Genomic DNA, 23,782 nt, shown 5'->3' with positions numbered 1-23,782 from the left:
TTTACATGTATGCATTAAACCTTCACTAAAATGATATTTTTAGGATCAATTTGAATGCCCACAGAATCGCCTTCCTTCATGGCTTTAACATCAGCATGAATATTACTGGAAACAACCGTCTGATTACCCACTTTCAATGTCACTTCAGCACCATCTTTATCTGATTTATGAGAAATCACTTCACCCACAATGCAGTTATCTTCTGTATGAGGCACAATAGCCACATTCGGTGCTTTAATGAGCAAAATGAATCGCCCATTCTCTTCAATATCCAATAATTTTGTACTTTCATCCGTAATGGATGCTTTTAAAATATTGTCAGCACCGATGTCAAAATAGATTTCATCATGAATCCCAAAAGATTCCACTTTGATCACTTTACCAGACAATTGATTGCGTGCGCTCGTTTGAAAACGTAACTGTTGCAATAGATTCAAATCATCCTCAAAACTTTGTGAATACTGGCTCATGCTCTTTAAAAATGCAGAATGCGCTTCTGCAATGAGATCAAAACGCTGCACCAATTGCAAACCACGCTCTGTCAAACATGTTCCGCCGCCACCTTTTCCACCTGCGACGCGAATCACCAAAGGCTCGGAAGATAAATTATTCATTTTATTAATCGCATCCCAAGCTGCTTTATAGCTCATGGGAACAGCTTTAGCGGCATGAGTGATGGAACCTGTATGATGAATCTCTTTCAACAATTTAATTTGTTGCGGATTACCAAAATGAACACCTTCCGCAGTTAAACGTAAATCACCTTCAAAATTAAGCATTATCCACCTCATAATTCGCTAATTGACGAATAAAAAGCTGACGCAACTGATCAATTTCTGCATCATCTTTCATCGCTCTTTTGGGGATGATCGCATAATGATCCGAGCCATTATAAAAGATCATAAAAAGCTCATCCGTTTCTAAATACGCTGCATAATCATCCCAATCAATCGTTTCTGAAACCATCCCACATTCATACACAATATGCTCTTGTGAAAATATCAACGACTCTGTTTCGCCAGCATTCACCATTTTGTAAAAATTACGACGCACAATCCAACGCTTTGCATAACCTTGTTGCAACATAAAGGCAATCACTGCGATGGTGCCGCCCAAGAAAAATTGACCGATCATCACAAAAGCTACTGCAATGATCCATAAAGCGATCTGCACATATAAATCCACTGAGTTTTTCTTCAAAGCCTGACGAAAAGCTTCATCGGCATGATAATACTCTTCCAATGTTGCGATATAAGCAACTTTAATATTCATGCTATTCCTCGTTTTATAATTGTTGACTCATGTCGTACAACTCAAATCCTTGCGGCTCTATTTCGATATTTTTACCTAAAGCTAACACCTTAAAGCGCTCACCCATTTCAGCTGGTAAAACAAGTATCTGGATCGCTTGTGCGATTTTATACCACGCCATTTCATCGCTGATTTGCGCTTTAGCTTCTGTCAGCATCGCTTCCAAGCCATTACCATATAAGAAATATGCTTGCGATGTGTAACCTAGGAAATCTAAATCTGCTTCTAAACCAGCTTCTGCCAATAACGTGAAATCCACATTGGCCGTTAAATCTTGCAAGCCTTGGAACAACTCCCAGCTGTTGTGAACACGATGTTTAAAGTGAGCAATCAACGTGCCTTCTACGCGCTCAGCCATATAATATTGCTGACGACTATAACCATAATCCAACAATATCACTGCGCCTTTGGTTAAACATTGCGTTAAATCAGCGAGCCATGTTTTCACCATTGGGCAAAACTCACTTAAATAACCATCAGGCAATGTAATGTTAGCTTCAACAAGTTGCGCCATAAACTGCGTTAATTGATCATCTTGGCGGTTAGCGACGGTGATGAACTGCTCTATTGATTCATCATAACCAACATCAGCATAATAAGCTTCACCATTGTGAATCGTAAAGCGTTCCACAGGAAGAGCATCCACAATTTCATTACCAATGATGCAACCTTGCCACGCTTCTTTAGGTGCTTCATTCAACCAAACCACACGATCAATCAGATCAGGATGAACTTTTGCGATATTTTCTCTCTGTCTTTCACGCAAAACTGGTGATATTTCCACAATATAATAGTGATCAGGCAATGCATTGATCTTCTTTAACTGCGTTAAAATATCTGTTGCCATCACACCTGTACCTGCGCCCACTTCCATAATGGCAGGCGACTCACACAATGCTAAAATCTCTGCGATTTGATTCGCCAAGCAATAGGAAAAATATGGTGAGATCATCGGTGCTGTTACAAAATCGCCTGTACGACCAAACTTTGGTAAAGCGCCCGTGTAATAACCCAACTCAGGATGATATAAACATTCCGCAAAATATTCACTGAATGGGATCGAACCGTTAGCTTTGATTTTCTCAACCAACAAATGCGCTAAACGCGCACTATGTGCGCGCTCATCGTCTGTTAACTCAGGAAGATCTAACTCAACCCTCATTGAACAGCAACCTCACCATAACCACCTGCTTGTCTTTTCACACGGACTTTCTGCCCTGGAAAAAGATCTTGTGCTTCTTTCAACATGACGACAACGTAGCCTTGTCCTTCAATTTTAACACTCACTTCCTGCTGATTATTATCACGCAAAACCACCGCAGTAATTTCGCCTGTGCCGTTATAAGCTGATTTCTGATCATCTGGAATCGGTGCATTTGCACAACCCACAACTAATAAACCCACTAATAAAGATGTTAATAATTTAAGCTTCACCATTACCTCCAGTTTCTGTTGGTGCTTGTGTATTATTGCGCTGATGCGATTTGCTACGACCGCGCGTGTGCATGTTGCGTGGACGACGACGTTTTTCAAATTTACGTTCGATCTTATCTTCTGCCGATTGAACCATTTCATTCATATTGTCTTCCGTAGGCGCCGCTTCTACTGCATCTTCTACGATAAATACAGGTTCTTTATCTGCCTTATCAGTTTTATCTGTTTTTTCAGCTCTTGGCTTATTACGATTCTGATTTTGACGAAATTTATTTGACGACTGATTTCTACTTGGCTTTTTAGGCTCAACCAATAAATCATCTTCCAACTGAATCGTCGGGATTCTCATCTCAATGTATTCTTCGATATCTGGCAATGAATATACATATTCTTCACATGCAAAACTGATCGCTGTACCTTCTTCCCCAGCACGCGCTGTACGGCCAATACGATGAACATAATCTTCCACATCTTGTGGTAAATCATAGTTAATGACATGCGTTACATCAGAAATGTGTAAGCCACGTGCTGCGACATCCGTTGCCACCATAATGGAAATCTTGCCATCTTTGAAATCACCCAATAAACGCTCGCGCTTATTTTGTGGAATATCACCTGACAACACACCCACTTTATAGTCATTCGCTGCTAAGTAATTAGAGATCTCTTCTGCTGCTCGTTTTGTATTAACAAAAATAATCGTGCGTGTTGGCTGTTCTTTTTTCAATACGCCAAATAGCAATGAAATCTTATCTGGAGAGCCCACATGAATAAGATATTGCTTGATTTTATCTGCCGTCACATTGTCCGCTTCGATCTGAACTTTTTCTGGCATATCCATGTGCTCATACGCTAATTCTAAAACGCGCTGAGAAAATGTTGCTGAGAAAAATAGATTTTGGCGCTCTGTGACACTTGGCATTTTTTTGAACAAATAACGAATATCTGAGATAAAACCTAAATCAAACATGCGATCCGCTTCATCCAACACCACAACTTCGATCTCTTTAAGATTCAATTCACCTTGCTTATAGAAATCTAAAATACGGCCAACTGTACCAATCACCACATCCACATCGGATGCTAAATCACTGCGTTGTTTCTCGTAACCTGTACCGCCATAAATGCAGCTGAATTTTAAACCTGTGTAACGGCCTAACATCTCTGCATCTTCATAAATCTGGATCGCTAATTCGCGCGTTGGCGCCATAATGATGGCAAAAGGCCCGCGTTTACCTTGCACCACAGGAACCGTCATCAAACGATTCAAGGTTGCCAATAAGAACGCCGCACTTTTCCCCGTGCCCGTTTGTGCTTGGCCAACTACATCTCTACCTGCCAATAAAAGTGGCAAAGATAGAGCTTGAATCGGTGTGCATTGCACATAATTATTATCTTCTAACGCTTCTTGCAAAGATTCATCGAGCGGTAAATCCTTAAACATTATTTGACTTAATTCTGGTTTTGCCATGTGTATCTTGACCTTTGATTGAAATGTGTAATAAACAATTTTTACTGAAAGCGTTTAAACTTTAAATACAAACTATGCTTGTTATTTCTAACTAATTCCGTTTTAATAAACCAGAATTTTAAATAACAGACTAAAATTGTCTATTATAAATTATTTTAAGGAGTTTTATCATGAGTAATTACGTTAATGCAACAGATGCTACATTTGAAGCTGAAGTTTTGCAATCAGATCTACCTGTTTTAGTGGATTTCTGGGCTGATTGGTGCGGTCCTTGTAAAATGATCGGACCTCACGTTGAAGCAGCTGCTGAAACATTTGCAGGCAAATTGAAAGTTGTGAAATTGGATGTTCAAAACAACCAAGCAATCGCAACTCAATTGCAAATTCGTTCAATCCCTGCATTGATGATTTTCAAAAACGGTGAAGTTGTTGATACACAAGTTGGCGCAATTCCAAAAGCTGCATTAGAAGCTTTCATCAACAAAAACATCTAATTGCAAATATTACGAAGTTTCAAAAGGCAGAGCAATCTGCCTTTTTTGCATCTTAAATACCCGAAATTTCTATTGCATCATTTTTCATCTATAATCCTAAAAGCTTTCCGCTATTGAACGATTCTCAAGGAGATGACAATGTCACAAAGATCTAGCATTACAATGAAAGGCAACCCAATCACATTAATGGGCACAGAAGCAGTTGTTGGACAAGAAGGCGCAAACTTTAGAGTGGTTGATCTTGGTTTGAATCCTATCACTTTGGATAATTTTGACGGAAAAATTAAAATCATCTCCGTTGTGCCATCGATCGATACTGGCGTTTGCTCAATTCAAACTAAGCGTTTTGAAGAAGAAGCAAAAGCATTGGCAGATGTTGCAGTATTAACAATCTCAGTGGATTTACCATTTGCACAAAAACGCTTTGCAGATGAAAACTGCATTACTCATCAGAATCTATTATCTGACTACCAAACACATGATTTTGGTGTTGAATACGGCTTTGAAATCGAAGGCTTAGCATTATTGGCACGCGGTATTGTTGTATTAGATAAAAACAACATCATCCGCCACGTTGAATATGTTCAGGAAGTGACAAACGAACCTGATTATGACAAAGCATTGGAAGTTGCAAAGTCGTTGTAGTTTTCTAGTAGAAAGATGTGAAAAAAGGCAGAGAAATCTGCCTTTTATTCACTTTAAAAATATACTTTATATGCTAGCTCGATTTTAATCAAAATATAAATAAAAAAATTCAAAATATAGGCAAATAATGAAATACATCATCACCTTATTGTTACTATTCAAATTTAGCGTTGCTCAAGATATAACTGAACTACAAAAAAATATTGATCCATCAGATGTGCTCTTGGAAATATATAAAAAAGATAAGAACAAACAAAATTATTTAGAAGAAATATTACTATACCAACAATCAGCAGATAATGGAGATGCTTATGCTCAAACTCTCATCGGTGTTATGTATGATGACGGTATGATTATAGAAAGAGATTCTGAAGAAGCACTAAAATGGTTAACATTGGCATCCAATCAAGGTAATTACTATGCACAATTTCATATTGGAAGAGTAATGAGATATTCCATGGATAATCACATAGAAGCTATCAAATGGTATCAATTAGCAGCAGAGCAAGGATATGATGACGCGCAATATTACCTTGGTGAGATGTATAAAAAAGGTAATCCATATAAACGAAAAAATAGGGTCGATCAAAATTATGATCATGCTATTAAATGGCTAACATTAGCTGCAAATCAAGGTCATAATGATGCTCAGATAGCTCTTGGAGAAATCTACGAACAAAGTGAAGGTATACAACAAAATTATGCTGAAGCTTTTAAATGGTACAAACTAGCAGCTGAAACAAGTAATTCAAGTTATGACTACATTAAGCTTGCTGATATGTATTTTGAAGGTAAAGGAACGAATCGAGATTATTCAAAAGCAAGAGAAATATATAGAAAAATTTGTTATGAAAGTAAAAAGCAAAATGAGAAAGTTTGCACTAAATATAACAAATCCATATTAATTGAAATTCTATCACTGTACTCACCTATTAGTTCAAAGATAGCTGAGTATTTATAATAGACGAATAAATACAAAAACCCTTGCATCGCAAGGGATTTTGGTTAAGCAGAAGCTTATTAAGCTTTCATATCCACAACCATTCGGCCTTGGACTTTACCTGCTTCCACTTCTTCAAAGATAGCATTCACATCAGCCAATTTACGCTTTTGCACAACTGGTACAACCAAACCATCTGCTGCGAATTGGAATGCTTCTGCTAAATCTTGGCGCGTGCCAACTAAGCTACCAATCACTTCAATACCATCTAGCACTGTTTTAACAATCGCTAAATCCATAGTTTCTGATGGCAAGCCAACTGCGATAACTTTACCTGTTGCGCGGAGTGAATCCACAGACTGATTGAATGCAACTTTTGATGCCGCCTGTTTCTTAAAAAGAAGATATATCTTTACTTACAAGTTGGAATACAGCTTGTTTCGCATTTGAATTAAGATATTATCAATCAATATTTGATCTGGCTTATCTTGCAATGGTGATGCTGTGAGGGATTCCTCGATATTTTTCATGAGATTATCCGATAGTTCAATGAGTCTATCGTAATCTTCTTCGCCTGATTTTATTTTCAACAATGCTTCACGATTAGATCGTTTAACATTTAACTTTCCATCTCTAATAATTTCTTGAGCAACTTGTAATAACCTAATTGTGTGCATCATATTTTTCGAATCATAATTTTTTCCATGATCCATATTAGTTTGATAACGATCTTCATTTCTATTCTCAACCCAATCCCAATATGCTTTGTACTCTTTACAATAGCGAATATATGCTTCTTGATTCCAATACAGGTAAGCAACTAATGGTTCATTTTTAGGAATGGATGAAATAAACACACCATTAGTATTATCATTCTCAGCAATGCCTTTATAACCATAACTATTTGTTTGATCATAAAACAAAGCATGTAATCCTTTTGCATGATCAATCACGCTTAATCCGCATAAATTTTGCTGATAATCCTTATCTAACAGCCAATCTTTTGCAGGAATAGATTGCCCTTGTTCGATGATATAACAAAAATCTATCAATGATTTCCGCTCTTTATCCATAGGATTGACTATTTTCTTTTTATATCCACGAGCTTTTTTGATTTGTGTCGTAGCATAGCCTGCAAAAGTATCTTTGCAGAGTTTAGATAAAAACAGATCCAACGATAAATGATTCATAATCGGATGTTTATACAAAATACATTCCTCTGGCGATGCTAAAACCTCTAAAATATTAGGATTGTTTTTCGTAAGGAGCTCTATAAATCGCCCTAATTCATAATAAACTTCATCATTCGTTTCATTATTAATTTGTGCAACGTAATGACCTGCATAAAATTGATCTTTTGGCAGATAAAAAACACCTTTTAAATCAGTATCTGATTTTAGAGTATCTAATCCATATGCCCTACTTCCGCTGATACACTCAAAAAGTAAATAACCATTGTTCTTAATAAACTCAATGTCCATTTTTAATATCTATATCCTGTAATCAGAGATTTAAAATAGTCATCCGCTTTTTCAATACTCAAAGAGCTTTTTTCTAACAATCTTGCCTTGTCTCGACACTCATCAAAAGTTGTCATGATCCAATTTTTTAACTTCGGCTCGATTGTGATTAAATATCCCTCATGAACAGTTTCTTTTAACTTAATTAAAGCTACCACTTCATCTCTTAAGTCTTCTGGCAAAAGCTCTAACATAGGGTAAATATTCATTGGGGCAATTCTATTTTTTTCTATGCACCAAGTTGCTGCCAATAAAGGCCTCAAAACATAAAATAATTTTTTAATACCTATTTGTTCATTTTTCATTGTACTCATTGCACTTTCTGCAATGCCTACATAATGAAATGTATTACCTCTTTGGCCAAAATATTCTTGACATAAATCCCACAACTGCTTTTTGATCACCTCATCTTCTCTATAAATCACAGGAGATTGTAGCCATTCAAAAGGTGTTGTATTAGATTTTGTCATCAACTTTAAAAGCTTCACAACATCCCACCCCACAAAATCCAACTCATCATTAATAGGATAAGTAAGCTGATCTTTTTTAGGCATTAAAGATAAGTAATTATCCAATTCTCTCATATAAATAAAACGAACATCATAATCGCTATCAGGCGAAGGAAATCCCCAAGCACGACTACCTGATTCACACGAATAAAGTATTCTAATATTTTCTTGTTGCTCTATTTCAGTTAATTTATTGTCGATAACGACTTGTACATCTTTAGGTATGTTCATCATATTTATTAAAAATCCACAAAAATATTATAATTAGCAAGATAGTCTATAGAATTTTTTTAAGATATCACTGCCTTTTAATCATATAATAACCGATTCAAAATTTTCACCCATCAAAAGGAAACACAATGGAACTCAATTTACATTACGAAAAAATTGATGACCTCTTAACAAGATTGCACGATCTTAGGGGGTATCTTTGACTTTGATACAAAGTCAGAACGATTAACTGAAGTTCTTATGGAACTTGAAAGCCCTGAAATCTGGAATGATCCAGAATATGCACAAAAGCTCGGTAAAGAGCGCTCTTCCCTAGAAAACATTGTTTATGGTATTCGTGATCTAACATCCCACTTAACCGATGCCAAAGATCTATTAGAGCTCTGTGAAATGGAGAATGACGACGATTCTCTCGAAGTTGTTTTATCAGATTTATCAACGTATGAAAAAGAAGTTGAAGCGTTAGAATTCCGCCGAATGTTCTCTGGCGAATTAGATGGCGCAAGTGCGTTTATGGATATCCAATCGGGTGCAGGCGGCACAGAAGCGCAAGATTGGGCTTCTATGGTGATGCGCATGTATTTGCGTTGGGGCGAAGATAAAGGCTTCAAAACTGAAATCTTAGAAGAATCTCCTGGTGATGTTGCAGGCTTAAAATCTGCCACTATTAAATTTGAAGGCGATCACGCTTATGGTTGGTTAAGAACAGAAACAGGGATTCACCGTTTAGTTCGTAAATCTCCATTTGATTCAAACAACAAGCGCCATACATCATTCTGCGCTGTGTTTATTTCACCTGAAATTGATGACAATGTGGACATTGAAATCAACCCTGCGGATTTGCGGATTGACGTTTATCGTGCATCGGGCGCAGGCGGACAGCACGTTAACAAAACTGAATCTGCTGTGCGTATTACGCATTTACCAACGAATATCGTTGTACAGTGCCAAAATGATCGCTCTCAGCATCGTAACAAAGAAGTGGCAATGAACCAATTGCGCTCTAAGTTATATGAATTTGAAATGCAAAAGCGCCGCGAGGCTTCGGATGCATTGGAAGATTCTAAGTCTGATGTGGGTTGGGGCAGCCAAATCCGCTCTTATGTATTGGATCAATCACGCATTAAAGATCTTCGTACTGGTTACGAAATGGGCAATACACAAGCAGTATTGGATGGCGATCTCGATGGCTTCATTGAAGCGAGTTTGAAATCAGGATTGTAATTTCATCGGCTCATATCCATTAAAAAGCTCAATCATTATTAATGATTGAGCTTTTTTAAGCTAAAAAATACTGATCAATCTTTCTGACAAGTATTAATTCCCAGCAAAGTATATAAAGGACAAAAACGAATTGCACCTGCAATAATTGGCACTAAACCAACTAAGCCCCACAATGTTTTTGGTCCCCAAAAGATTAAGCTCAACAGGAATAATCCAATAATAAAACGGATCACCATATCAACCGTACCGACATTCTTTCTCATAACAACCTCCTTCTCTCTCTCGAATAAATTACTAAAAGTAACTTATAAAATATCATAACATAAAACATCTGAGAAAAATAAAGAAAATCTATGATTTAAGTTTTGAGAATTTTTCCACGCTGTGCTCAAATGAGCGATTCGATAGAACCTTAGCTAAACGATCAATCTCTGGTAAATCAATGGCAGCTTGCATTGTCCCATTTGGATTTTTTGTGATTTTCACTTTGCAGTAAATTAAACCACTATGAATACCTAACTCTTCTTTCTCTTGTTTAAGTGCGTGTGCAGTTTCTGCTTTCAAATGCCCAACTGGCATACCATTGATCAATATACGATGCTGAGAATGATTATCTCGACTCAATATATTTTGCGTGATCATCCCATCCATAATGCTCACTGTTTCAGTTGATCGTGCTGTGATAATTTGCAAATTTTCTTGGTGAACTTTTTCAGTGTCTAAAACTTCATTAAAAGCGCCATTCGCACACACATAAAAAATATTACCAGAGCCAATATGCTTTTTTCTGAATGAAAAAAAGAGTTGATAAACAATCGCAGATATTGCCGCCATAATGGCCAAAAGCCCTAAGATTTTTAACATCGTCACTCCGATTGCGATTGCCCTAAAACAAAGCATCCTATAAGGATGCTCCATGAAAACATTCAACTGCCTTAATCTCTAAATTGCCTACCTGACATTTGAGCATTTTTAATTTTTTGATCTGTTGAATATTGCGACAACGCATAAACTGACCAAATCACCGCAGGTAACCATCCGATGATTGTTAACTGCAAAATTAAACAAATGATCCCCGCAATTGGGCGACCGATTGTGAAAAACTGTAACCAAGGCAATAAAAATGCCAATAATAAGCGCATGACTCCTCCTTTTATTTAACTATAATTCGATAAAAACTCATCGATCACTGGCTGAAAATATGGGGCCATTCGTTGCTTTTCAAAGTATGATGCCAATGTTTTTTCATTCGATGGCTGATTAAAATCTTTCGACATACTGATCAAAGCTGCATCATCCACAACCCAACGCTTTGGCATATTGTGTTCAATGGCAAGCTCTTCCCTTTTCTTTGCCAACAATTTTAAAAGCTGTAAACGCTTGCCTCGCAAAGTTTTGCGTGCTTTCACCTTCATCCAAGCCATGTCAGGATTCGGTGCGTACTTTTCCACCATATATAAAGCTTCGGTTTTATCAAAGAACATGCGTTGTTCTTCTTTCGTTTCGATCTTATCTTTCATTAAAAGATAAAGATCATACAAATATGTCACATCATCGTAGGCATAATCAATTTGATTTTGTGACAATGGGCGTTTTTCCCAATCTGTGCGAGTTTCTGCTTTATCTAATAAAACATTCAAACGCATTTCCACAGTATCTTGATAGCTCATTAAATGATCTGCACCCAAAACTGTTTCCGCAATTTGTGTGTCAAAAATTGGCTTAGGAATGAGATTGAAAGTTGTATAAATTGTTTCCAAATCCTGACTTGCTGAATGGAAAATTTTTACGATTTTCGGATGCGTCAACATCGCCAACAATGGCTCAAAATCGGTGATTGCTAAGGGATCAATACAAATCGCTTCTTGATCTGTTGCCAATTGTATTAAACATAATTTTGAAAAATAGGTACGAAAACGCATGAATTCAGTATCCACCGCTATCGCTGTTAAATCTTGTTGATTGGCCAACCAGTTTTTTAATGCTTCATCACTATCGATGAAAAGATATTCTCTAGCCATGCTGTCCAGTTATTTTAAAAACATGGCGAAATTATAGAGTAAATTCCACAATAACAAAGATTATTTTTATAAAGATTCGTTCTAGTATAGAATTAGCACTATTTACCGACTTACTTTGCATGGAAATGATGATGAAAAAGAGAGTAATGCAGATCAGCAGTCTATTATTGATGACAGGCTTAGTTTCCGCTTGTTCCAATTTGCCAGGTTTACATAAAACAGTAATATTGCAGGGCAATCAAATCGAAGATACTCGTTTAGAGCAGATTAAACCAGGTATGGCACATTTAGATGTGCAACGTATTCTAGGTACACCTTTAGTGAGAGATCCGTACCATCCTAATGTTTGGCATTACACATTCATGAGCACATTATCGACAGGTGAACAAACAGCTCAACAAAATGTCAAAGTAACATTCGACAAAAATAATCGCGTTCAATCTGTTGAAAGACTTCAATAATCATAGGAGAAGTTATGCTTCATAAAGGCATTGGTTTAGTTGCACATGACCAAAAGAAAACTGAATTGGTAGAGTGGATGAAACCTCACTACGAATTTTTCAAACAATTCCCTTTGTATGCAACAGGAACAACAGGTAAAGTAATTTTAGAAGCCTATCCTGACTTAAATTTAACACGTTTAAAAAGTGGACCATTGGGCGGTGATCAACAATTAGGTTCGTTGATCTGTACTGGCGAGTTAGGCTTGCTCATTTTCTTTACAGACCCATTAACACCAATGCCACATGATGTTGATGTTAAAGCATTAATTCGTTTATCCACGCTTTATAATATCCCAATGGCTTGTAATCAAGGTACAGCGGACCTATTAATGACAGGTCTCACTCATGTTTACTCACAAAAAGGTTAATACAATGGTTAATATCCCTCTATTTAAAACTCCAGTTAGCAATGACACACCTTTTTTCTTGATCGCTGGTACATGCGTGATCGAATCAGAAGAGATGACATTTGAAGTTGCAGGTCGTTTAAAAGAGATGTGTGAAAGACTCAACATTCCTTTCATTTATAAGTCATCATTTGATAAAGCTAATCGCTCTTCCATCAATAGCTATCGTGGTCCTGGCATTGAGAAAGGCTTAGCGATTCTTGAGAAAATCCGTGCAGATTTAAATGTACCTGTATTAACAGATGTGCATGAAGATACACCTTTAGATGAAGTGGCATCTGTTGTGGATGTATTACAAACACCTGCATTTTTATGCCGTCAAACTAACTTCATCCAAAATGTTGCAAAAACAATGAAACCTGTCAATATCAAAAAAGGGCAATTCTTAGCACCTTGGGATATGCAACACGTGATCGAAAAAGCACGTGCAACAGGCAACCAAAACATCATGGCTTGTGAACGCGGTGTTTCTTTCGGCTACAATAATTTAGTTTCAGATATGCGTTCATTAGAAGTGATGAAAGATATCGGCTGCCCTGTTGTATTCGATGCAACACACTCAGTGCAATTACCAGGCGGACAAGGCACAAGTTCTGGCGGTCAACGTCAATTTGTTCCTGTGTTATCCAAAGCTGCGGTTGCTGTTGGTGTGGGCGGTTTGTTCATGGAAACGCATCCTGATCCTGATCAAGCATTGTCAGATGGCCCAAATGCGATCAAATTATCAGAATTAGAAGCATTGTTAATCAAATTAAAAGCCATTGACGAGATTGTTAAAGGCTAATGATTTTACTTGCATCCAAATCGCCACGGCGCCAAGAGCTATTGAGACAAATCGGTATTGATTTTCAAGTGATCAATACTGATATTGATGAATCGGTTTTAGATCACGAAGATCCTTATCAATATGTTGAACGTATGGCTCATTCTAAAGCGTTGATGGCAAAATCAATGCTGAGCAATACTCAGCATCCGATTTTAACAGCAGATACTTCGGTGATTAAAGACCAAATCATTTTAGGCAAACCCGAAAATTATGATGATTTTCAACGCATGATGTCTCTGTTATCTGGCTCAACACATCAAGTTTTGTCTGCCATTGCAGTGCAATATTTAGATCAAATCATTGTAAAAACTAATGTCAATGCCGTAACATTTGCACATTTACCCGAAACATTCATCGAAACTTATTGGGCAACCAAAGAGCCTTGTGACAAAGCTGGCGGCTATGCTATACAAGGCTTAATGGCACAATATATCCAAAAAATTGAAGGCAGCTATTCAGGCATTATGGGTTTACCTTTGTTTGAATTATCCGAAGTTTTACGAGAAATTGGTTATAATGCTCATTCGCCGATTCAATAGATCCTGACAATAGACAAATTCAATATGGAACCATCATTTAAATACATTAAAGACCCTGAAAGCGGTAATCAAGAATCTGTTGCCATTGAGACCAAAAATGTCAATGAACAGAATAAAGAAGCCGAAGTTATCCAGAAAAAGAAATCCAAAAAATATGGAAGTTCTTTAGGCTGGGGATGGTTTCAAGGTTTTAACTTATTTGTCACAGGATGTTTCCTTGCCATCTGCTTAGTTTTTGCTTACTTCATGATGGGCAGTGAAACAACACGCACAGGCTTACCTAAATACTCAATTGACAGAGCCAATGATTTAGGTAAAGCCATTTACAATCCTGCATTATCTGAAGAAGAGCGCGAATCATTTGTATACAAACCACCAGTTCGTCGTCCAACAATGACAGATAAACCAACTTTAGAAGAGATCGAATTGATCAGTGAAGCTGAAAAAAATCCGACAGCTAATTTGGATTTACCTGCATTAAGTTTGATTTCATCGGCCGAAGAAGATGACGAGGCAGAACACAATGCAGAAAATTTCTATGGTGATTCGCCGTTTGGTCTCAATATGGAATCATTACAATTGGAATCTTCTGCGCAAAATAGTGCGCCTGCTCAATCAGACAATCCTGCAATCAATACTGCAATTCAAAATGCAAAAGTTGCATGGCAAAAAGGACAATTGAGCGAACCCTATCAAGGTTCTGCACTTTCGTTTTATCATCAGGCATTGGCGATTGATCCTAATAACCAAGCAGCGCTTTCTGGCATTAGCCAATTAGCCAACCACTACTTAAATCAAGCTAAAAAAGAGTTCAGTAAAAATGATTACTTTTCAGCCTTGGATTATGTTGATGTCGGTTTAAAAGTGGATCCATTAAATCCTGAATTAAACCAATTAAAAGCTCAATTGATTAATGAATAAAACGATTCGCATAGTTGTTTTGATAGGGCTAATATTCTTCTTTATTGCCCATTGCTTAGTAATGAGCATTGATAAAGAATATTTCCCTGTCTTTGCTTATCTCTATCCTTTTGTTGCTAAAGTTTGGTTTGAAGCTGGTAGATTGGTATTAGCTTTCAATCTACAAACAGACATCACAACCATTTTCACAGCCATTAAATACATCTTCTTAATGAATATCGCGCTGGCTTTATTTGCTTTTAAATATGATCGTTTTTATAGAATGGTTTTATGGAGCAGCGCTGGCATTTTTATATGCTATCTCATCGCACTGCTCTTTTTAGGTTTAGCAACAATCTACCCCATTTATACCGTTTCCATTGCTTTTGCCTTAGCAATTAGCTTATCATTATTAAAAAACCAACATAACTGATCAATATATAATAATATGTGCATACATGTATCATTTTGATCATTCAATGATAAATTATTTTCGTTTAATTTCATCTAGATCAAATATCTATGAATTGCTGTTATAAATTTGTCATATGCACAGCATATAATTAAAGTATTGAAACTGTACTCAAGAAAGGAACCGACCTATGGTTAAATTCTTACTAACAGTGCTGATATCTATCCTACCGATTGTAACGTTTGCACATAATGTCGATGACCCAAATTTTTGGGAAGGTTGGAAACGTGACACATCTGTTGAAAATAATGTTTTAACACTTGTTAATAACAGTCGCTTATCTGCTCAAGACTTAATTGATTATGCAACTGAAGCTCATCCTGAGCATGCGTTTTATGTCGGCTTACTTTATTATCTTGGTTATCATCATCATGCTAGCGTCCCTTTTCCAAGGGATCATAAAAAAGCTTTACAATATTTCAGTAAAGTCCGTAATCATCAATATTTAATGCCTTACGTTAACTATTACAGTGGTATGATTTTATGGAATGGTTATGATGGCGTGACCAGTAATAAACGACAAGCAAAACAGTTATTGGCACGCTCTGGCACACCTGAATCATTTTTAATCCTTGCTGCGATTAACTATGATGATCCACAAGAACAACTACAATGGTACAAAAAATTAGCCTACACAGATGATTGGCGTGCAATTTTAACCGTTGCTCATTGGTATTCTATTGGACGTGGTACTCATCGAAATACAGGCGAGGCAATTTATTGGTATAGCAAAGGCTGTGAGCAGCGCATTGAAGATGCTTGTGAGAAAATACGCGCTTTAAAATATTAATATTTAACATGATAGGCTTTGATAATCATATGGCTACAAGATAAAATAGGCAAAAAATCAGGGATGGATAAAAATTATCACTATTCAAAAGAAAAAAATGTAGCCAAATGAAATTTTTCCTGTAAAATCCCCTGATTCCTCATCTTCATATGAGGATTTTTTTTTAGAGTTAAGTTTATATTGGGTATTTAACTCGCACACAAGGGGGCAGTAATTCTTTTGAATTTCGGCACATATTTATCTCTCTTTCAACAAGCCATGGAAAGGCTGGGGGAAATAAACTTATGTTATCAAACAAACAAACGTTATCTCCTAACGTTACCAATAACGGTTCTGCGAGCTTACAAAAAACATTAGTGCTTTGGCAGCTTGTCATGATCGGTTTAGCATATATGCAACCTATGACTGTGTTCGATACTTTTGGTATCGTTAGTCAAGATACAGGTGGACATGTTCCAACTGCATATATCATCACATTAGTCGCTATGATGTTCACTGCACTGAGTTACGGCAAGATGGTTCGCCGTTATCCTTCTGCAGGTTCAGCTTATACATATACACAAAAATCCATTGATCCTAAAGTAGGTTTCGTTGTGGGTTGGTGTACATTGTTAGACTATTTATTCAATCCAATGATCAACATTTTATTAGCAACGATCTATTTGAAATCACAATTTGGTGACATCAATATTTGGTTCTATGTTGTACCATTGGCAGCATTGATGACTTATATTAACTACCGTGGTGTAGAAATGGTGGCAAGCTTTAACAGCATCATCGTATTCTTCCAATTATTGTTAATGGTTATCTTCATAATTTTAGTCATTAAAGGCCTCTATTTTGATGGTGTTGGCGCTGCAACTTTAGCAAGCACAAAACCATTTGTGAGCCCCGAGATGTCAATCAGTGTTGTTGCTGCTGGTTCTGCAATTTTATGTTTCTCGTTCCTAGGTTTTGATGGTTTAAGTTCATTATCTGAAGAAGCAAAAGATGCAGCGAAAGCGGTCCCCAAAGCAATCTTCTTAACAACATTGATTGGTGGTGTGATCTTTATCTTCATCACGTATTTCATGCAGTTATTCTTTGAAGGTTATACTTTCGTTTCACCAGATGAAAGCCAGCCTGAAGTATTGTTATATGCAGCAGAGCAATCAATGGGCAACTTACACATTGGTAAATTCTTAGCATCAACCTTCTTCCAATCCATTGGTTTATGGTTGGCAATCTTTGCAGTATTTGCATCTGGTTTAGCAGCACATACAGGTGTTTCTCGTATGATGTATGTTATGGGTCGTGATGGTATCTTCCCTAAAAAAGCATTCTCTTACATTAACCCTAAATACAAAACGCCTTCTATCAATATTGTGATCGTTGGTATTGTATCGCTAAGTGCAGGTTTCTTCGATTTAGACTTTGCTTTGCATTTAGTTAACTTCGGTGCATTGACAGCATTCTTCATTGTTAACGTGTGCGTTATCGTACAATGTTACTTTAAAGATGGTCAAAGAGATGGCTTTAAAAATACTTTAAACTTCTTGATCTTACCTTTCTTCGGTATGCTTTTCATCGGTTATTTATGGTACAACCTCGAAAGCATTGCATTGCAGATTGGTCTTGTATGGGGAACTTTAGGTATTATCTACTTAGCAATTGTCACCAAAGGTTTTAGAAAATATCCTAAAGCATTTTTGGATCGCGAACATAGAGTAGACTAATAACATTAAATTTTCCCCCAGGAAAACAAACACCCGCACCCAATAGCGGGTGTTTTTGTGTTACAGTTTGTACACTTTTATATCTTCATGAGAACTCATTCATGCTTAACTTAAATCGCATTGGAAGCTTACTCACAATCGTTGCAATTACAGCAGGTTGTGCAACAACTATTCCTGATCCAAACAAACCCTTAGAAAAATATACTGCCATTGGTCGTGCCGCATTAAAAGCGCCTGAAAATAGTGGTCAAGCAAGTTTCAATTGGGCTCAAAAAAATCCTGAAGATTTGAAGCTGATTGTTCAAGGTCCTTTAGGTAGTGGCAGAATCGATCTTGCAGTAACGCCTAATGAAAGCGTATTAGTGACAGAAGAGCAAACATACAAAGGCCAATCACCAGATGCTTTATTCACTGAAATTACAGGCTTTGACTGGCCGATTTCAGGCATGAAAAATTGGATCGTTGGGATACCCAACGAAAAAGCAACAAACATAGAACGTGATGATAAAAACCGCGTGATTGCTTTTAAAGAAGATGGCTGGAACATCCAATACAAAAAATGGATGACATATAAAAAACGTGATATTCCAAAGAGCATTGAATTAACTCGTGGTGATGTCCGCTTACGTTTATTAGTTGAGCACTGGTTATATTAAAATGCAGTTTTTTAAATCCCCCGCTAAAATCAACTTATTCCTTCGCATTGTGCGCCAAGAGCCGAATGGTTATCACTATTTGCAGACATTATTTCAATTCATCTCATTGCAAGATGAAATCGGCTTTGAGCTGCGTGATGATAATAAAATTATGGCTGATTATCACAATGAGTTCATTACAGAAGAGAATGATCTCATTGTTAAAGCAATCCGTCTGTTACAAAAAGAAAGTGGCATTACAACGGGCTTAAATATTACTCTTAAAAAAAGTATTCCAATGGGCGCAGGTTTAGGTGGTGGCAGCTCCAATGCGGCTACCACATTAATGGCAATCAATGAACTATACCAACTTAATTACAGCTCTGATAAGCTTCAAGCGCTCGGCCGTACTTTAGGTGCAGATGTTCCGATCTTTATTTATGGGCAAAGCGCATGGGCAGAAGGTATTGGCGATTTATTCATTCCAATGCAACCGAAAGAAAAAGCTTATGGTTTGATCATTCCTAATATTTCCATAAGTACGCAAAAAATTTTCCAATATCCCGAGCTATCCAGAAATAATCCAATCTTAGAAAAGACAGATCAACCTGAATATTTGAATGATTGTACTTCTGCAATTTACGCGCTCTACCCCAAAATGCAAGACTATATGGCAACATTAACATCTCTAGGATTGGCACCCAAAATTACAGGGACAGGTTCTTGCATTTATATTAACGAGCCTACATTTGAGCAACAAATTCAATTAGATCAATTTTTAGCATCAGAAAATCTACAATACCGATCTTTCCATACGTTGAATCACTCGCCCTATCATCGTTAACATTCATTATATGCGCTCTTTTGTGGTATGATTTCGCACGATAATTACCACCAATTCACTAAAGGAGCGCATAGTGACCATTATCAAACGTGAAGATCTTGTTCAATCGATCCATGATAGTTTGCAGTTCATTTCCTATTATCATCCAGAAGATTATATTAAAAGTTTAACAGCAGCTTACGAACGTGAAGAGTCGAAAGCCGCTAAAGATGCCATGGCACAAATCCTCATCAACTCAAGAATGTGCGCTGAAGGTCGTCGTCCTATCTGTCAAGATACTGGCATTGTGACTGTATTTGTAGAAATCGGTACATCTGTACAATTTGAAGATGGCTTTGATGTGACTCAAGCGATCAATGAAGGTGTTGCAAAAGCTTATACTGATCCTGATAACATTTTACGTGCATCTGTTCTCGCTGATCCAATGGGTAAACGCATCAATACTAAAGATAATACACCTGCGGTGATCCATTATGATTTAGTGCCAGGCGATAAAATCGATATTCATGTTGCAGCCAAAGGCGGCGGCAGTGAAGCAAAAAGTAAATTTGCAATGCTCAACCCTTCTGATTCTGTTGTGGATTGGGTGCTAAAAATGGTACCTGAAATGGGCGCAGGTTGGTGTCCACCAGGAATTTTAGGCATCGGCATCGGCGGTACTGCGGAAGAGGCAATGTTGATGGCTAAAAAATCCTTGATGGAACCGATCGACATTCAAGATTTAATGGCAAAAGGTGCAGAAACTCGCGCAGAAGAAGTACGCTTAGAGTTATATGACAAAGTGAATGCTTTAGGTATTGGCGCACAAGGTTTGGGTGGATTAACAACGGTATTGGACATTAAAATTCTAGAATGCCCAACACATGCTGCTAACCTACCTGTTGCGATGATTCCGAACTGCGCAGCAACGCGCCATGTTCATTTTACTTTAGATGGCAATGGCCCTGCTGTATTAACGCCACCCAATTTAGATGTTTGGCCTGAGATCACTAATACAGGTTCTGCGGGTAAAAAAGTTAACCTAGAAACCATCACAAAAGAAGAAATCGCAACATGGCAACCAGGTGATACATTATTGTTATCAGGTAAAATTCTAACAGGCCGTGATGCAGCACATAAACGCATGGTGGATATGTTGAATAAAGGCGAGCAACTGCCTGTAGACTTTACCAATCGTTTCATCTATTACGTTGGCCCTGTTGATCCAATCAATGATGAAGTTGTCGGCCCTGCTGGCCCAACAACTGCAACGCGAATGGATAAATTCACTCGTCAAATATTAGAATCTACTGGCTTAATCGGTATGATTGGTAAATCAGAACGTGGTGATATCGCAATCGAAGCCATCAAAGATAACAAAGCTGTTTATCTCATGGCTGTTGGCGGCGCAGCTTACTTAGTTTCTAAAGCAATCAAAGCTTCTAAAGTATTAGCCTTTGAAGATTTGGGTATGGAAGCAATCTATGAGTTCACAGTGGAAGATATGCCTGTCACTGTAGCCGTTGATACTTTAGGGCAATCTGTTCACAAAACTGAGCCTGTAAAATGGCAAGCTAAGATCGGGAAAATCCCAGTCATTACTCAGTAACTCATTCTACTGATTAACTATATCTCAATATCTCAACAAAAAACCAGTTCATTATTGAACTGGTTTTTCTTTAGCACTGAATCAATTTATTTCTCAGCTTGTTTTGCTAATAGATCACGAATTTCTTTTAAGTAATCTTCAGATGTTGGTGCAGGTGGTGCTGGTGGCTCTGCCGCTGCTTTTGCTTTCTCTTCATGATGAGCTGCTGCAACAATTTTATTCGCAGCTTTCATAATCGCAAATAATACAATCGCCGTGATCAAGAATGTAATCAAAGCGCTCAACACTGAACCCACATTAAATGTCACACCTTTCACTTGAAACACCAAGTTGCCCAATGCATCATCTGCTGATGTTTTGCCCGTTGTCACAACGAAAATTAAGCTAATGATTGGTGTTAATAAACCCTCTACAATTTTATTAACAATCGCTGTAAATGCCGTACCAATCACAACACCCACTGATAAATCTAAAATATTGCCACGCAATAAAAATTTCTTAAATTCTTTCAACATAATTTGCTCGCTTATTTATAAATAATGATAAAAATTCGGAGTAATCAGATTAGTACACAAATGTGAATAATGAGTGACAGTGATTAATATTTGCTAAACCTACTAAAATGTTCCTGGGTACGCACCGCCATCAATCAAAAAATTTTGCCCTGTGATATAAGCTGCTTGAGCACTACAGATATAAGCGCACAACGCACCAAATTCATCAGGCTCGCCAAAGCGTTGCGCTGGAATTTTCTGCATACGTCCACTGATCGCATCTTCTTTAGAAATACCATTTTTATCAGCTTCTGCCGCCATTGTTTGCATTAAGCGATCCGTTGCAAACGCACCTGGCAAAATATTATTAATGGTGACATTATCTTGCACAGTTGTGCGTGCAACACCCGCAACAAATCCTGTCAAACCAGAACGTGCACCATTGGACAAACCCAAAACACTGATCGGTGCTTTCACGGCACTCGATGTAATGTTCACAATACGACCAAATTTTTGCGCTTGCATTTTTGGCGTCACTGCTTTAATTAATTCAATGGCAGTGATCATATTATTATTCAATGCCTTCATCCAATCTTCCGTTGTCCAATCCAAATAATTACCTGGCGGTGGACCACCTGCATTATTGATCAAAATATCCACTTGAGGCGCTGCTGCTAATACTTTTTCACGGCCTTCTGGCGTTGTAATATCTGCTGCCACAACAATGACTTTGCCTGCATTTGGTAATGCTTCTAATTCTTTTTGTGTTGCCAATAATGATGATTCAGTGCGGCCATTAATCACAACATTCACGCCTTCGCTCACTAAAGCTTTTGCACAAGCTTTTCCTAAACCTTTACTACCCGCGCATACAATCGCCCAGCGATCTTTAATCCCTAAATCCATACTCTCTCCTTGGTTACATTAATTATCAAATGATAATATGAATCATAGCGGAAATTCTCCACTCTTTCACTCATAAGGTTTTCTATGCTCAATCATTGGCCTCAAAACTCAAACACACCTTTTATTTTATCTTTCAGCGGTGGTAAAGACAGTACTTTGGCGCTCTATCACGCCTTGCAACAAGGTAAATGTATTGGCTTAATCATGATGCTATCTGATGAAGGTGATCATTCTCGTTCTCATGGCGTACCAATGTCCATCACACAAAAACAAGCAGATGCTTTAGGTCTCCCCATTCTCAGCGCTCAATCGAGCTGGGATGATTATGAAGTCAATTATCTAAAATTATTGGCAGATGCTAAAAATATGGGCGCAAATCTTTTAGTCACAGGCGATATTGATGTACCAGAACATGCCTCGTGGCATGAACAGATCGTACAAAAAGCCGATTTAGATTTATATATGCCTTTATGGAATCGACCACGCAGAGAAATTGTCGAAGAGTTCGTGAGATTAGGCTTTCAAGCTATGATCGTTTCTGTGAATTTAACTAAAGGCATGACAACAGAAGATTTGGGGAAAATGCTGACATTAGAGATGATTGATACTCTCGAAGATCGCGGCATTGATCCTTGCGGTGAAGCAGGTGAATTCCATACTTTAGTCATTGATGGGCCAATTTTTCAATCGCCCATCGAAGTCTTACCCATCGATATTCGCTCTAATGGGACAAATGCATTTTTGCAATTGACATCTTAAAATTTAACTCAAAGCCCAAGGGCTGCTGCTGAATATTAGGCAATAACCCACTATCCTTCCAATTACCTGATAAAAATACATTACTCAAATCCATATTTTTGAGTAATGACCAATTAGGCTCTAAAATTTCTCCCACATGACCGCCCAATAAGTAAAAATCCACATCCTGATAATTCATTTTTGGTGCATCATCTTTCCAATGAGCGATCTTAATGATCTTAATAGATTTAGGCAGTTGCTCACGTAGCTTTGTGATGAATGCTTGTGTTTCCCAGCCATTTAATAAAATCGCATCGAGCGTAATTTCATTCACCACATACAAAATATCTGCTAAATCCGAATTCTGAAAAATACCGATATGCTTTAAAGGAGAATCTTTAGCGATCTCTTTTGCATCCTCGATTGCAATGCCATAAGGTGACGTTAACACAAAGATAAAACCTGCGTAAGTCGCACCTGCTTCATGTGCTGCCATTAAATCTGCACGATTTGTGATGCCACTTACAATGGATTCTTTCGATCGTAATGTTTTCAATTGTGTTAACGCTGCCATTTCATTTCCTTTGGATATCATCGAGATATAAAAAAAGCCCGCTTTTGAGCG

At 37.5% G+C, this 23,782-nt stretch carries 30 protein-coding genes and 1 pseudogene; 16 read left to right on the top strand and 15 right to left on the bottom strand.

What is annotated here, in order from left to right; translation table 11 throughout:
• Positions 1 to 14 precede the first annotated feature (14 nt).
• Genes ACA100_RS07065 through ACA100_RS07045 form a run of 5 tightly spaced genes read right to left on the bottom strand, consistent with a single transcriptional unit; the run spans position 15 to position 4,216 of the window.
• A complete protein-coding gene (locus tag ACA100_RS07065) occupies positions 15 to 779 on the bottom strand; it encodes a TOBE domain-containing protein (RefSeq protein WP_481077004.1) in 765 nt (254 codons plus the stop codon).
• Positions 772 to 1,272: a YcxB family protein gene (locus tag ACA100_RS07060; RefSeq protein WP_481077003.1), complete on the bottom strand. Its 501-nt coding sequence runs from the start codon at positions 1,270 to 1,272 to the stop codon at positions 772 to 774. Before ACA100_RS07060 ends, ACA100_RS07065 begins: the two co-directional genes overlap by 8 nt.
• A gap of 13 nt (positions 1,273 to 1,285) precedes the next feature.
• A complete protein-coding gene (locus ACA100_RS07055) occupies positions 1,286 to 2,473 on the bottom strand; it encodes a class I SAM-dependent methyltransferase (RefSeq protein WP_481077002.1) in 1,188 nt (395 codons plus the stop codon).
• Positions 2,470 to 2,748 (bottom strand): hypothetical protein, encoded by a 279-nt coding sequence (locus tag ACA100_RS07050; RefSeq protein WP_481077001.1) that lies wholly within the window; start codon positions 2,746 to 2,748, stop codon positions 2,470 to 2,472. The genes ACA100_RS07055 and ACA100_RS07050 overlap by 4 nt, the downstream gene beginning before the upstream one ends.
• Complete coding sequence (locus tag ACA100_RS07045; protein ID WP_481077000.1) at positions 2,735 to 4,216, bottom strand: DEAD/DEAH box helicase; 1,482 nt, start codon at positions 4,214 to 4,216, stop codon at positions 2,735 to 2,737. The genes ACA100_RS07050 and ACA100_RS07045 overlap by 14 nt, the downstream gene beginning before the upstream one ends.
• Positions 4,217 to 4,386: 170 nt before the next feature.
• Here ACA100_RS07045 and trxA point away from each other — a divergent pair, with 170 nt between their 5' ends.
• From trxA to ACA100_RS07030, 3 genes are all read left to right on the top strand, one after another.
• Positions 4,387 to 4,710 carry a thioredoxin gene (gene trxA, locus ACA100_RS07040; RefSeq protein ID WP_077928900.1) on the top strand — a complete coding sequence of 108 codons (324 nt, stop codon included), beginning with the start codon at positions 4,387 to 4,389 and terminating at the stop codon, positions 4,708 to 4,710.
• A gap of 138 nt (positions 4,711 to 4,848) precedes the next feature.
• Positions 4,849 to 5,355: a thiol peroxidase gene (gene tpx, locus ACA100_RS07035; RefSeq protein WP_481076999.1), complete on the top strand. Its 507-nt coding sequence runs from the start codon at positions 4,849 to 4,851 to the stop codon at positions 5,353 to 5,355.
• 127 nt (positions 5,356 to 5,482) lie between these two features.
• Positions 5,483 to 6,316, top strand: a complete 834-nt coding sequence (locus ACA100_RS07030; RefSeq protein ID WP_481076998.1) for a tetratricopeptide repeat protein — start codon at positions 5,483 to 5,485, stop codon at positions 6,314 to 6,316.
• A 59-nt stretch (positions 6,317 to 6,375) separates the two neighbouring features.
• Here ACA100_RS07030 and ACA100_RS07025 read toward each other — a convergent pair.
• The 3 genes and pseudogenes from ACA100_RS07025 to ACA100_RS07015 form a co-directional block, all read right to left on the bottom strand.
• A pseudogene (locus ACA100_RS07025) lies at positions 6,376 to 6,681 on the bottom strand (zinc-binding dehydrogenase); the annotation flags it as partial.
• Between the two features lie 30 nt (positions 6,682 to 6,711).
• Positions 6,712 to 7,776, bottom strand: coding sequence for a DNA polymerase beta superfamily protein (locus ACA100_RS07020; protein WP_481076997.1), 1,065 nt, complete (start codon positions 7,774 to 7,776; stop codon positions 6,712 to 6,714).
• A 2-nt stretch (positions 7,777 to 7,778) separates the two neighbouring features.
• Entirely contained in the window at positions 7,779 to 8,558 is a 780-nt protein-coding gene (locus ACA100_RS07015; RefSeq protein WP_481076996.1) for a nucleotidyltransferase domain-containing protein, read from the bottom strand.
• Between the two features lie 125 nt (positions 8,559 to 8,683).
• Between ACA100_RS07015 and prfB the strand changes: the two genes are divergently transcribed.
• A protein-coding gene (gene prfB / locus ACA100_RS07010; RefSeq protein WP_481076995.1) for a peptide chain release factor 2 occupies positions 8,684 to 9,779 on the top strand; the annotation gives its coding sequence in 2 pieces (ribosomal slippage) (positions 8,684 to 8,755 and positions 8,757 to 9,779; 1,095 coding nt in all).
• Positions 9,780 to 9,853: 74 nt separating this feature from the next.
• Here the strand turns inward: prfB and ACA100_RS07005 are convergent.
• From ACA100_RS07005 to ACA100_RS06990, 4 genes are all read right to left on the bottom strand, one after another.
• Positions 9,854 to 10,042 carry a YgaP family membrane protein gene (locus ACA100_RS07005; RefSeq protein ID WP_481076994.1) on the bottom strand — a complete coding sequence of 63 codons (189 nt, stop codon included), beginning with the start codon at positions 10,040 to 10,042 and terminating at the stop codon, positions 9,854 to 9,856.
• Positions 10,043 to 10,130: 88 nt separating this feature from the next.
• On the bottom strand, positions 10,131 to 10,643 hold the full coding sequence (locus tag ACA100_RS07000; protein ID WP_481076993.1) for a hypothetical protein: 513 nt from the start codon (positions 10,641 to 10,643) through the stop codon (positions 10,131 to 10,133).
• A gap of 71 nt (positions 10,644 to 10,714) precedes the next feature.
• Positions 10,715 to 10,921 (bottom strand): YqaE/Pmp3 family membrane protein, encoded by a 207-nt coding sequence (locus tag ACA100_RS06995; protein ID WP_481076992.1) that lies wholly within the window; start codon positions 10,919 to 10,921, stop codon positions 10,715 to 10,717.
• 15 nt (positions 10,922 to 10,936) lie between these two features.
• Complete coding sequence (locus tag ACA100_RS06990) at positions 10,937 to 11,800, bottom strand: ribonuclease D (protein ID WP_481076991.1); 864 nt, start codon at positions 11,798 to 11,800, stop codon at positions 10,937 to 10,939.
• Between the two features lie 131 nt (positions 11,801 to 11,931).
• Here ACA100_RS06990 and ACA100_RS06985 point away from each other — a divergent pair, with 131 nt between their 5' ends.
• The 11 genes from ACA100_RS06985 (at position 11,932) to ACA100_RS06935 (ending at position 21,019) form a co-directional block, all read left to right on the top strand.
• On the top strand, positions 11,932 to 12,261 hold the full coding sequence (locus tag ACA100_RS06985) for an outer membrane protein assembly factor BamE (protein WP_481076990.1): 330 nt from the start codon (positions 11,932 to 11,934) through the stop codon (positions 12,259 to 12,261).
• Between the two features lie 14 nt (positions 12,262 to 12,275).
• Positions 12,276 to 12,671 (top strand): methylglyoxal synthase, encoded by a 396-nt coding sequence (locus ACA100_RS06980; RefSeq protein ID WP_481076989.1) that lies wholly within the window; start codon positions 12,276 to 12,278, stop codon positions 12,669 to 12,671.
• A gap of 4 nt (positions 12,672 to 12,675) precedes the next feature.
• Positions 12,676 to 13,494 carry a 3-deoxy-8-phosphooctulonate synthase gene (kdsA, locus tag ACA100_RS06975; protein WP_481076988.1) on the top strand — a complete coding sequence of 273 codons (819 nt, stop codon included), beginning with the start codon at positions 12,676 to 12,678 and terminating at the stop codon, positions 13,492 to 13,494.
• On the top strand, positions 13,494 to 14,075 hold the full coding sequence (locus tag ACA100_RS06970) for a Maf family protein (RefSeq protein ID WP_481076987.1): 582 nt from the start codon (positions 13,494 to 13,496) through the stop codon (positions 14,073 to 14,075). The genes kdsA and ACA100_RS06970 overlap by 1 nt, the downstream gene beginning before the upstream one ends.
• Before the next feature lie 24 nt (positions 14,076 to 14,099).
• The gene (locus ACA100_RS06965; protein WP_481076986.1) at positions 14,100 to 14,996 is read left to right on the top strand and encodes a tetratricopeptide repeat protein; all 897 of its coding nucleotides are present in this window, start codon (positions 14,100 to 14,102) and stop codon (positions 14,994 to 14,996) included.
• Positions 14,997 to 15,057: 61 nt separating this feature from the next.
• Positions 15,058 to 15,408: a hypothetical protein gene (locus tag ACA100_RS06960; protein ID WP_481076985.1), complete on the top strand. Its 351-nt coding sequence runs from the start codon at positions 15,058 to 15,060 to the stop codon at positions 15,406 to 15,408.
• Positions 15,409 to 15,577: 169 nt separating this feature from the next.
• Positions 15,578 to 16,237, top strand: coding sequence for a tetratricopeptide repeat protein (locus ACA100_RS06955; protein ID WP_481076984.1), 660 nt, complete (start codon positions 15,578 to 15,580; stop codon positions 16,235 to 16,237).
• Positions 16,238 to 16,521: 284 nt separating this feature from the next.
• Complete coding sequence (locus ACA100_RS06950) at positions 16,522 to 17,952, top strand: APC family permease (RefSeq protein WP_481076983.1); 1,431 nt, start codon at positions 16,522 to 16,524, stop codon at positions 17,950 to 17,952.
• A gap of 101 nt (positions 17,953 to 18,053) precedes the next feature.
• Positions 18,054 to 18,608 (top strand): lipoprotein insertase outer membrane protein LolB, encoded by a 555-nt coding sequence (gene lolB / locus ACA100_RS06945; protein WP_481076982.1) that lies wholly within the window; start codon positions 18,054 to 18,056, stop codon positions 18,606 to 18,608.
• A 1-nt stretch (position 18,609) separates the two neighbouring features.
• Complete coding sequence (gene ispE / locus ACA100_RS06940) at positions 18,610 to 19,431, top strand: 4-(cytidine 5'-diphospho)-2-C-methyl-D-erythritol kinase (protein ID WP_481076981.1); 822 nt, start codon at positions 18,610 to 18,612, stop codon at positions 19,429 to 19,431.
• Between the two features lie 73 nt (positions 19,432 to 19,504).
• Positions 19,505 to 21,019, top strand: coding sequence for a fumarate hydratase (locus ACA100_RS06935; RefSeq protein WP_481076980.1), 1,515 nt, complete (start codon positions 19,505 to 19,507; stop codon positions 21,017 to 21,019).
• An 86-nt stretch (positions 21,020 to 21,105) separates the two neighbouring features.
• On the opposite strand, the gene mscL is transcribed toward ACA100_RS06935, so the two are convergent.
• On the bottom strand, positions 21,106 to 21,534 hold the full coding sequence (gene mscL / locus ACA100_RS06930) for a large conductance mechanosensitive channel protein MscL (protein ID WP_481076979.1): 429 nt from the start codon (positions 21,532 to 21,534) through the stop codon (positions 21,106 to 21,108).
• Positions 21,535 to 21,636: 102 nt separating this feature from the next.
• Positions 21,637 to 22,419, bottom strand: coding sequence for an SDR family oxidoreductase (locus ACA100_RS06925; protein ID WP_481076978.1), 783 nt, complete (start codon positions 22,417 to 22,419; stop codon positions 21,637 to 21,639).
• Between the two features lie 84 nt (positions 22,420 to 22,503).
• Between ACA100_RS06925 and ACA100_RS06920 the strand changes: the two genes are divergently transcribed.
• Positions 22,504 to 23,178 carry a Dph6-related ATP pyrophosphatase gene (locus ACA100_RS06920; protein WP_481076977.1) on the top strand — a complete coding sequence of 225 codons (675 nt, stop codon included), beginning with the start codon at positions 22,504 to 22,506 and terminating at the stop codon, positions 23,176 to 23,178.
• On the opposite strand, the gene trpF is transcribed toward ACA100_RS06920, so the two are convergent.
• Positions 23,141 to 23,731 carry a phosphoribosylanthranilate isomerase gene (trpF, locus tag ACA100_RS06915; protein WP_481076976.1) on the bottom strand — a complete coding sequence of 197 codons (591 nt, stop codon included), beginning with the start codon at positions 23,729 to 23,731 and terminating at the stop codon, positions 23,141 to 23,143. The genes ACA100_RS06920 and trpF overlap by 38 nt on opposite strands.
• Positions 23,732 to 23,782: the final 51 nt, after the last annotated feature.

Source organism: Wohlfahrtiimonas sp. XWW7 (assembly GCF_056716055.1).
Note: the sequence above shows the minus strand (reverse complement) of the source record. Positions and strands in the feature narration are given on the sequence as shown.

Coding starts and splice junctions, on each gene's coding strand:
- ACA100_RS07065 (WP_481077004.1), bottom strand. CDS start 779: ATGCTTAATTTTGAAGGTGATTTACGTTTAACTGCGGAAGGTGTTCAT.
- ACA100_RS07060 (WP_481077003.1), bottom strand. CDS start 1,272: ATGAATATTAAAGTTGCTTATATCGCAACATTGGAAGAGTATTATCAT.
- ACA100_RS07055 (WP_481077002.1), bottom strand. CDS start 2,473: ATGAGGGTTGAGTTAGATCTTCCTGAGTTAACAGACGATGAGCGCGCA.
- ACA100_RS07050 (WP_481077001.1), bottom strand. CDS start 2,748: ATGGTGAAGCTTAAATTATTAACATCTTTATTAGTGGGTTTATTAGTT.
- ACA100_RS07045 (WP_481077000.1), bottom strand. CDS start 4,216: ATGGCAAAACCAGAATTAAGTCAAATAATGTTTAAGGATTTACCGCTC.
- trxA (WP_077928900.1), top strand. CDS start 4,387: ATGAGTAATTACGTTAATGCAACAGATGCTACATTTGAAGCTGAAGTT.
- tpx (WP_481076999.1), top strand. CDS start 4,849: ATGTCACAAAGATCTAGCATTACAATGAAAGGCAACCCAATCACATTA.
- ACA100_RS07030 (WP_481076998.1), top strand. CDS start 5,483: ATGAAATACATCATCACCTTATTGTTACTATTCAAATTTAGCGTTGCT.
- ACA100_RS07020 (WP_481076997.1), bottom strand. CDS start 7,776: ATGGACATTGAGTTTATTAAGAACAATGGTTATTTACTTTTTGAGTGT.
- ACA100_RS07015 (WP_481076996.1), bottom strand. CDS start 8,558: ATGATGAACATACCTAAAGATGTACAAGTCGTTATCGACAATAAATTA.
- ACA100_RS07005 (WP_481076994.1), bottom strand. CDS start 10,042: ATGAGAAAGAATGTCGGTACGGTTGATATGGTGATCCGTTTTATTATT.
- ACA100_RS07000 (WP_481076993.1), bottom strand. CDS start 10,643: ATGTTAAAAATCTTAGGGCTTTTGGCCATTATGGCGGCAATATCTGCG.
- ACA100_RS06995 (WP_481076992.1), bottom strand. CDS start 10,921: ATGCGCTTATTATTGGCATTTTTATTGCCTTGGTTACAGTTTTTCACA.
- ACA100_RS06990 (WP_481076991.1), bottom strand. CDS start 11,800: ATGGCTAGAGAATATCTTTTCATCGATAGTGATGAAGCATTAAAAAAC.
- ACA100_RS06985 (WP_481076990.1), top strand. CDS start 11,932: ATGAAAAAGAGAGTAATGCAGATCAGCAGTCTATTATTGATGACAGGC.
- ACA100_RS06980 (WP_481076989.1), top strand. CDS start 12,276: ATGCTTCATAAAGGCATTGGTTTAGTTGCACATGACCAAAAGAAAACT.
- kdsA (WP_481076988.1), top strand. CDS start 12,676: ATGGTTAATATCCCTCTATTTAAAACTCCAGTTAGCAATGACACACCT.
- ACA100_RS06970 (WP_481076987.1), top strand. CDS start 13,494: ATGATTTTACTTGCATCCAAATCGCCACGGCGCCAAGAGCTATTGAGA.
- ACA100_RS06965 (WP_481076986.1), top strand. CDS start 14,100: ATGGAACCATCATTTAAATACATTAAAGACCCTGAAAGCGGTAATCAA.
- ACA100_RS06960 (WP_481076985.1), top strand. CDS start 15,058: ATGAGCATTGATAAAGAATATTTCCCTGTCTTTGCTTATCTCTATCCT.
- ACA100_RS06955 (WP_481076984.1), top strand. CDS start 15,578: ATGGTTAAATTCTTACTAACAGTGCTGATATCTATCCTACCGATTGTA.
- ACA100_RS06950 (WP_481076983.1), top strand. CDS start 16,522: ATGTTATCAAACAAACAAACGTTATCTCCTAACGTTACCAATAACGGT.
- lolB (WP_481076982.1), top strand. CDS start 18,054: ATGCTTAACTTAAATCGCATTGGAAGCTTACTCACAATCGTTGCAATT.
- ispE (WP_481076981.1), top strand. CDS start 18,610: ATGCAGTTTTTTAAATCCCCCGCTAAAATCAACTTATTCCTTCGCATT.
- mscL (WP_481076979.1), bottom strand. CDS start 21,534: ATGTTGAAAGAATTTAAGAAATTTTTATTGCGTGGCAATATTTTAGAT.
- ACA100_RS06925 (WP_481076978.1), bottom strand. CDS start 22,419: ATGGATTTAGGGATTAAAGATCGCTGGGCGATTGTATGCGCGGGTAGT.
- ACA100_RS06920 (WP_481076977.1), top strand. CDS start 22,504: ATGCTCAATCATTGGCCTCAAAACTCAAACACACCTTTTATTTTATCT.
- trpF (WP_481076976.1), bottom strand. CDS start 23,731: ATGGCAGCGTTAACACAATTGAAAACATTACGATCGAAAGAATCCATT.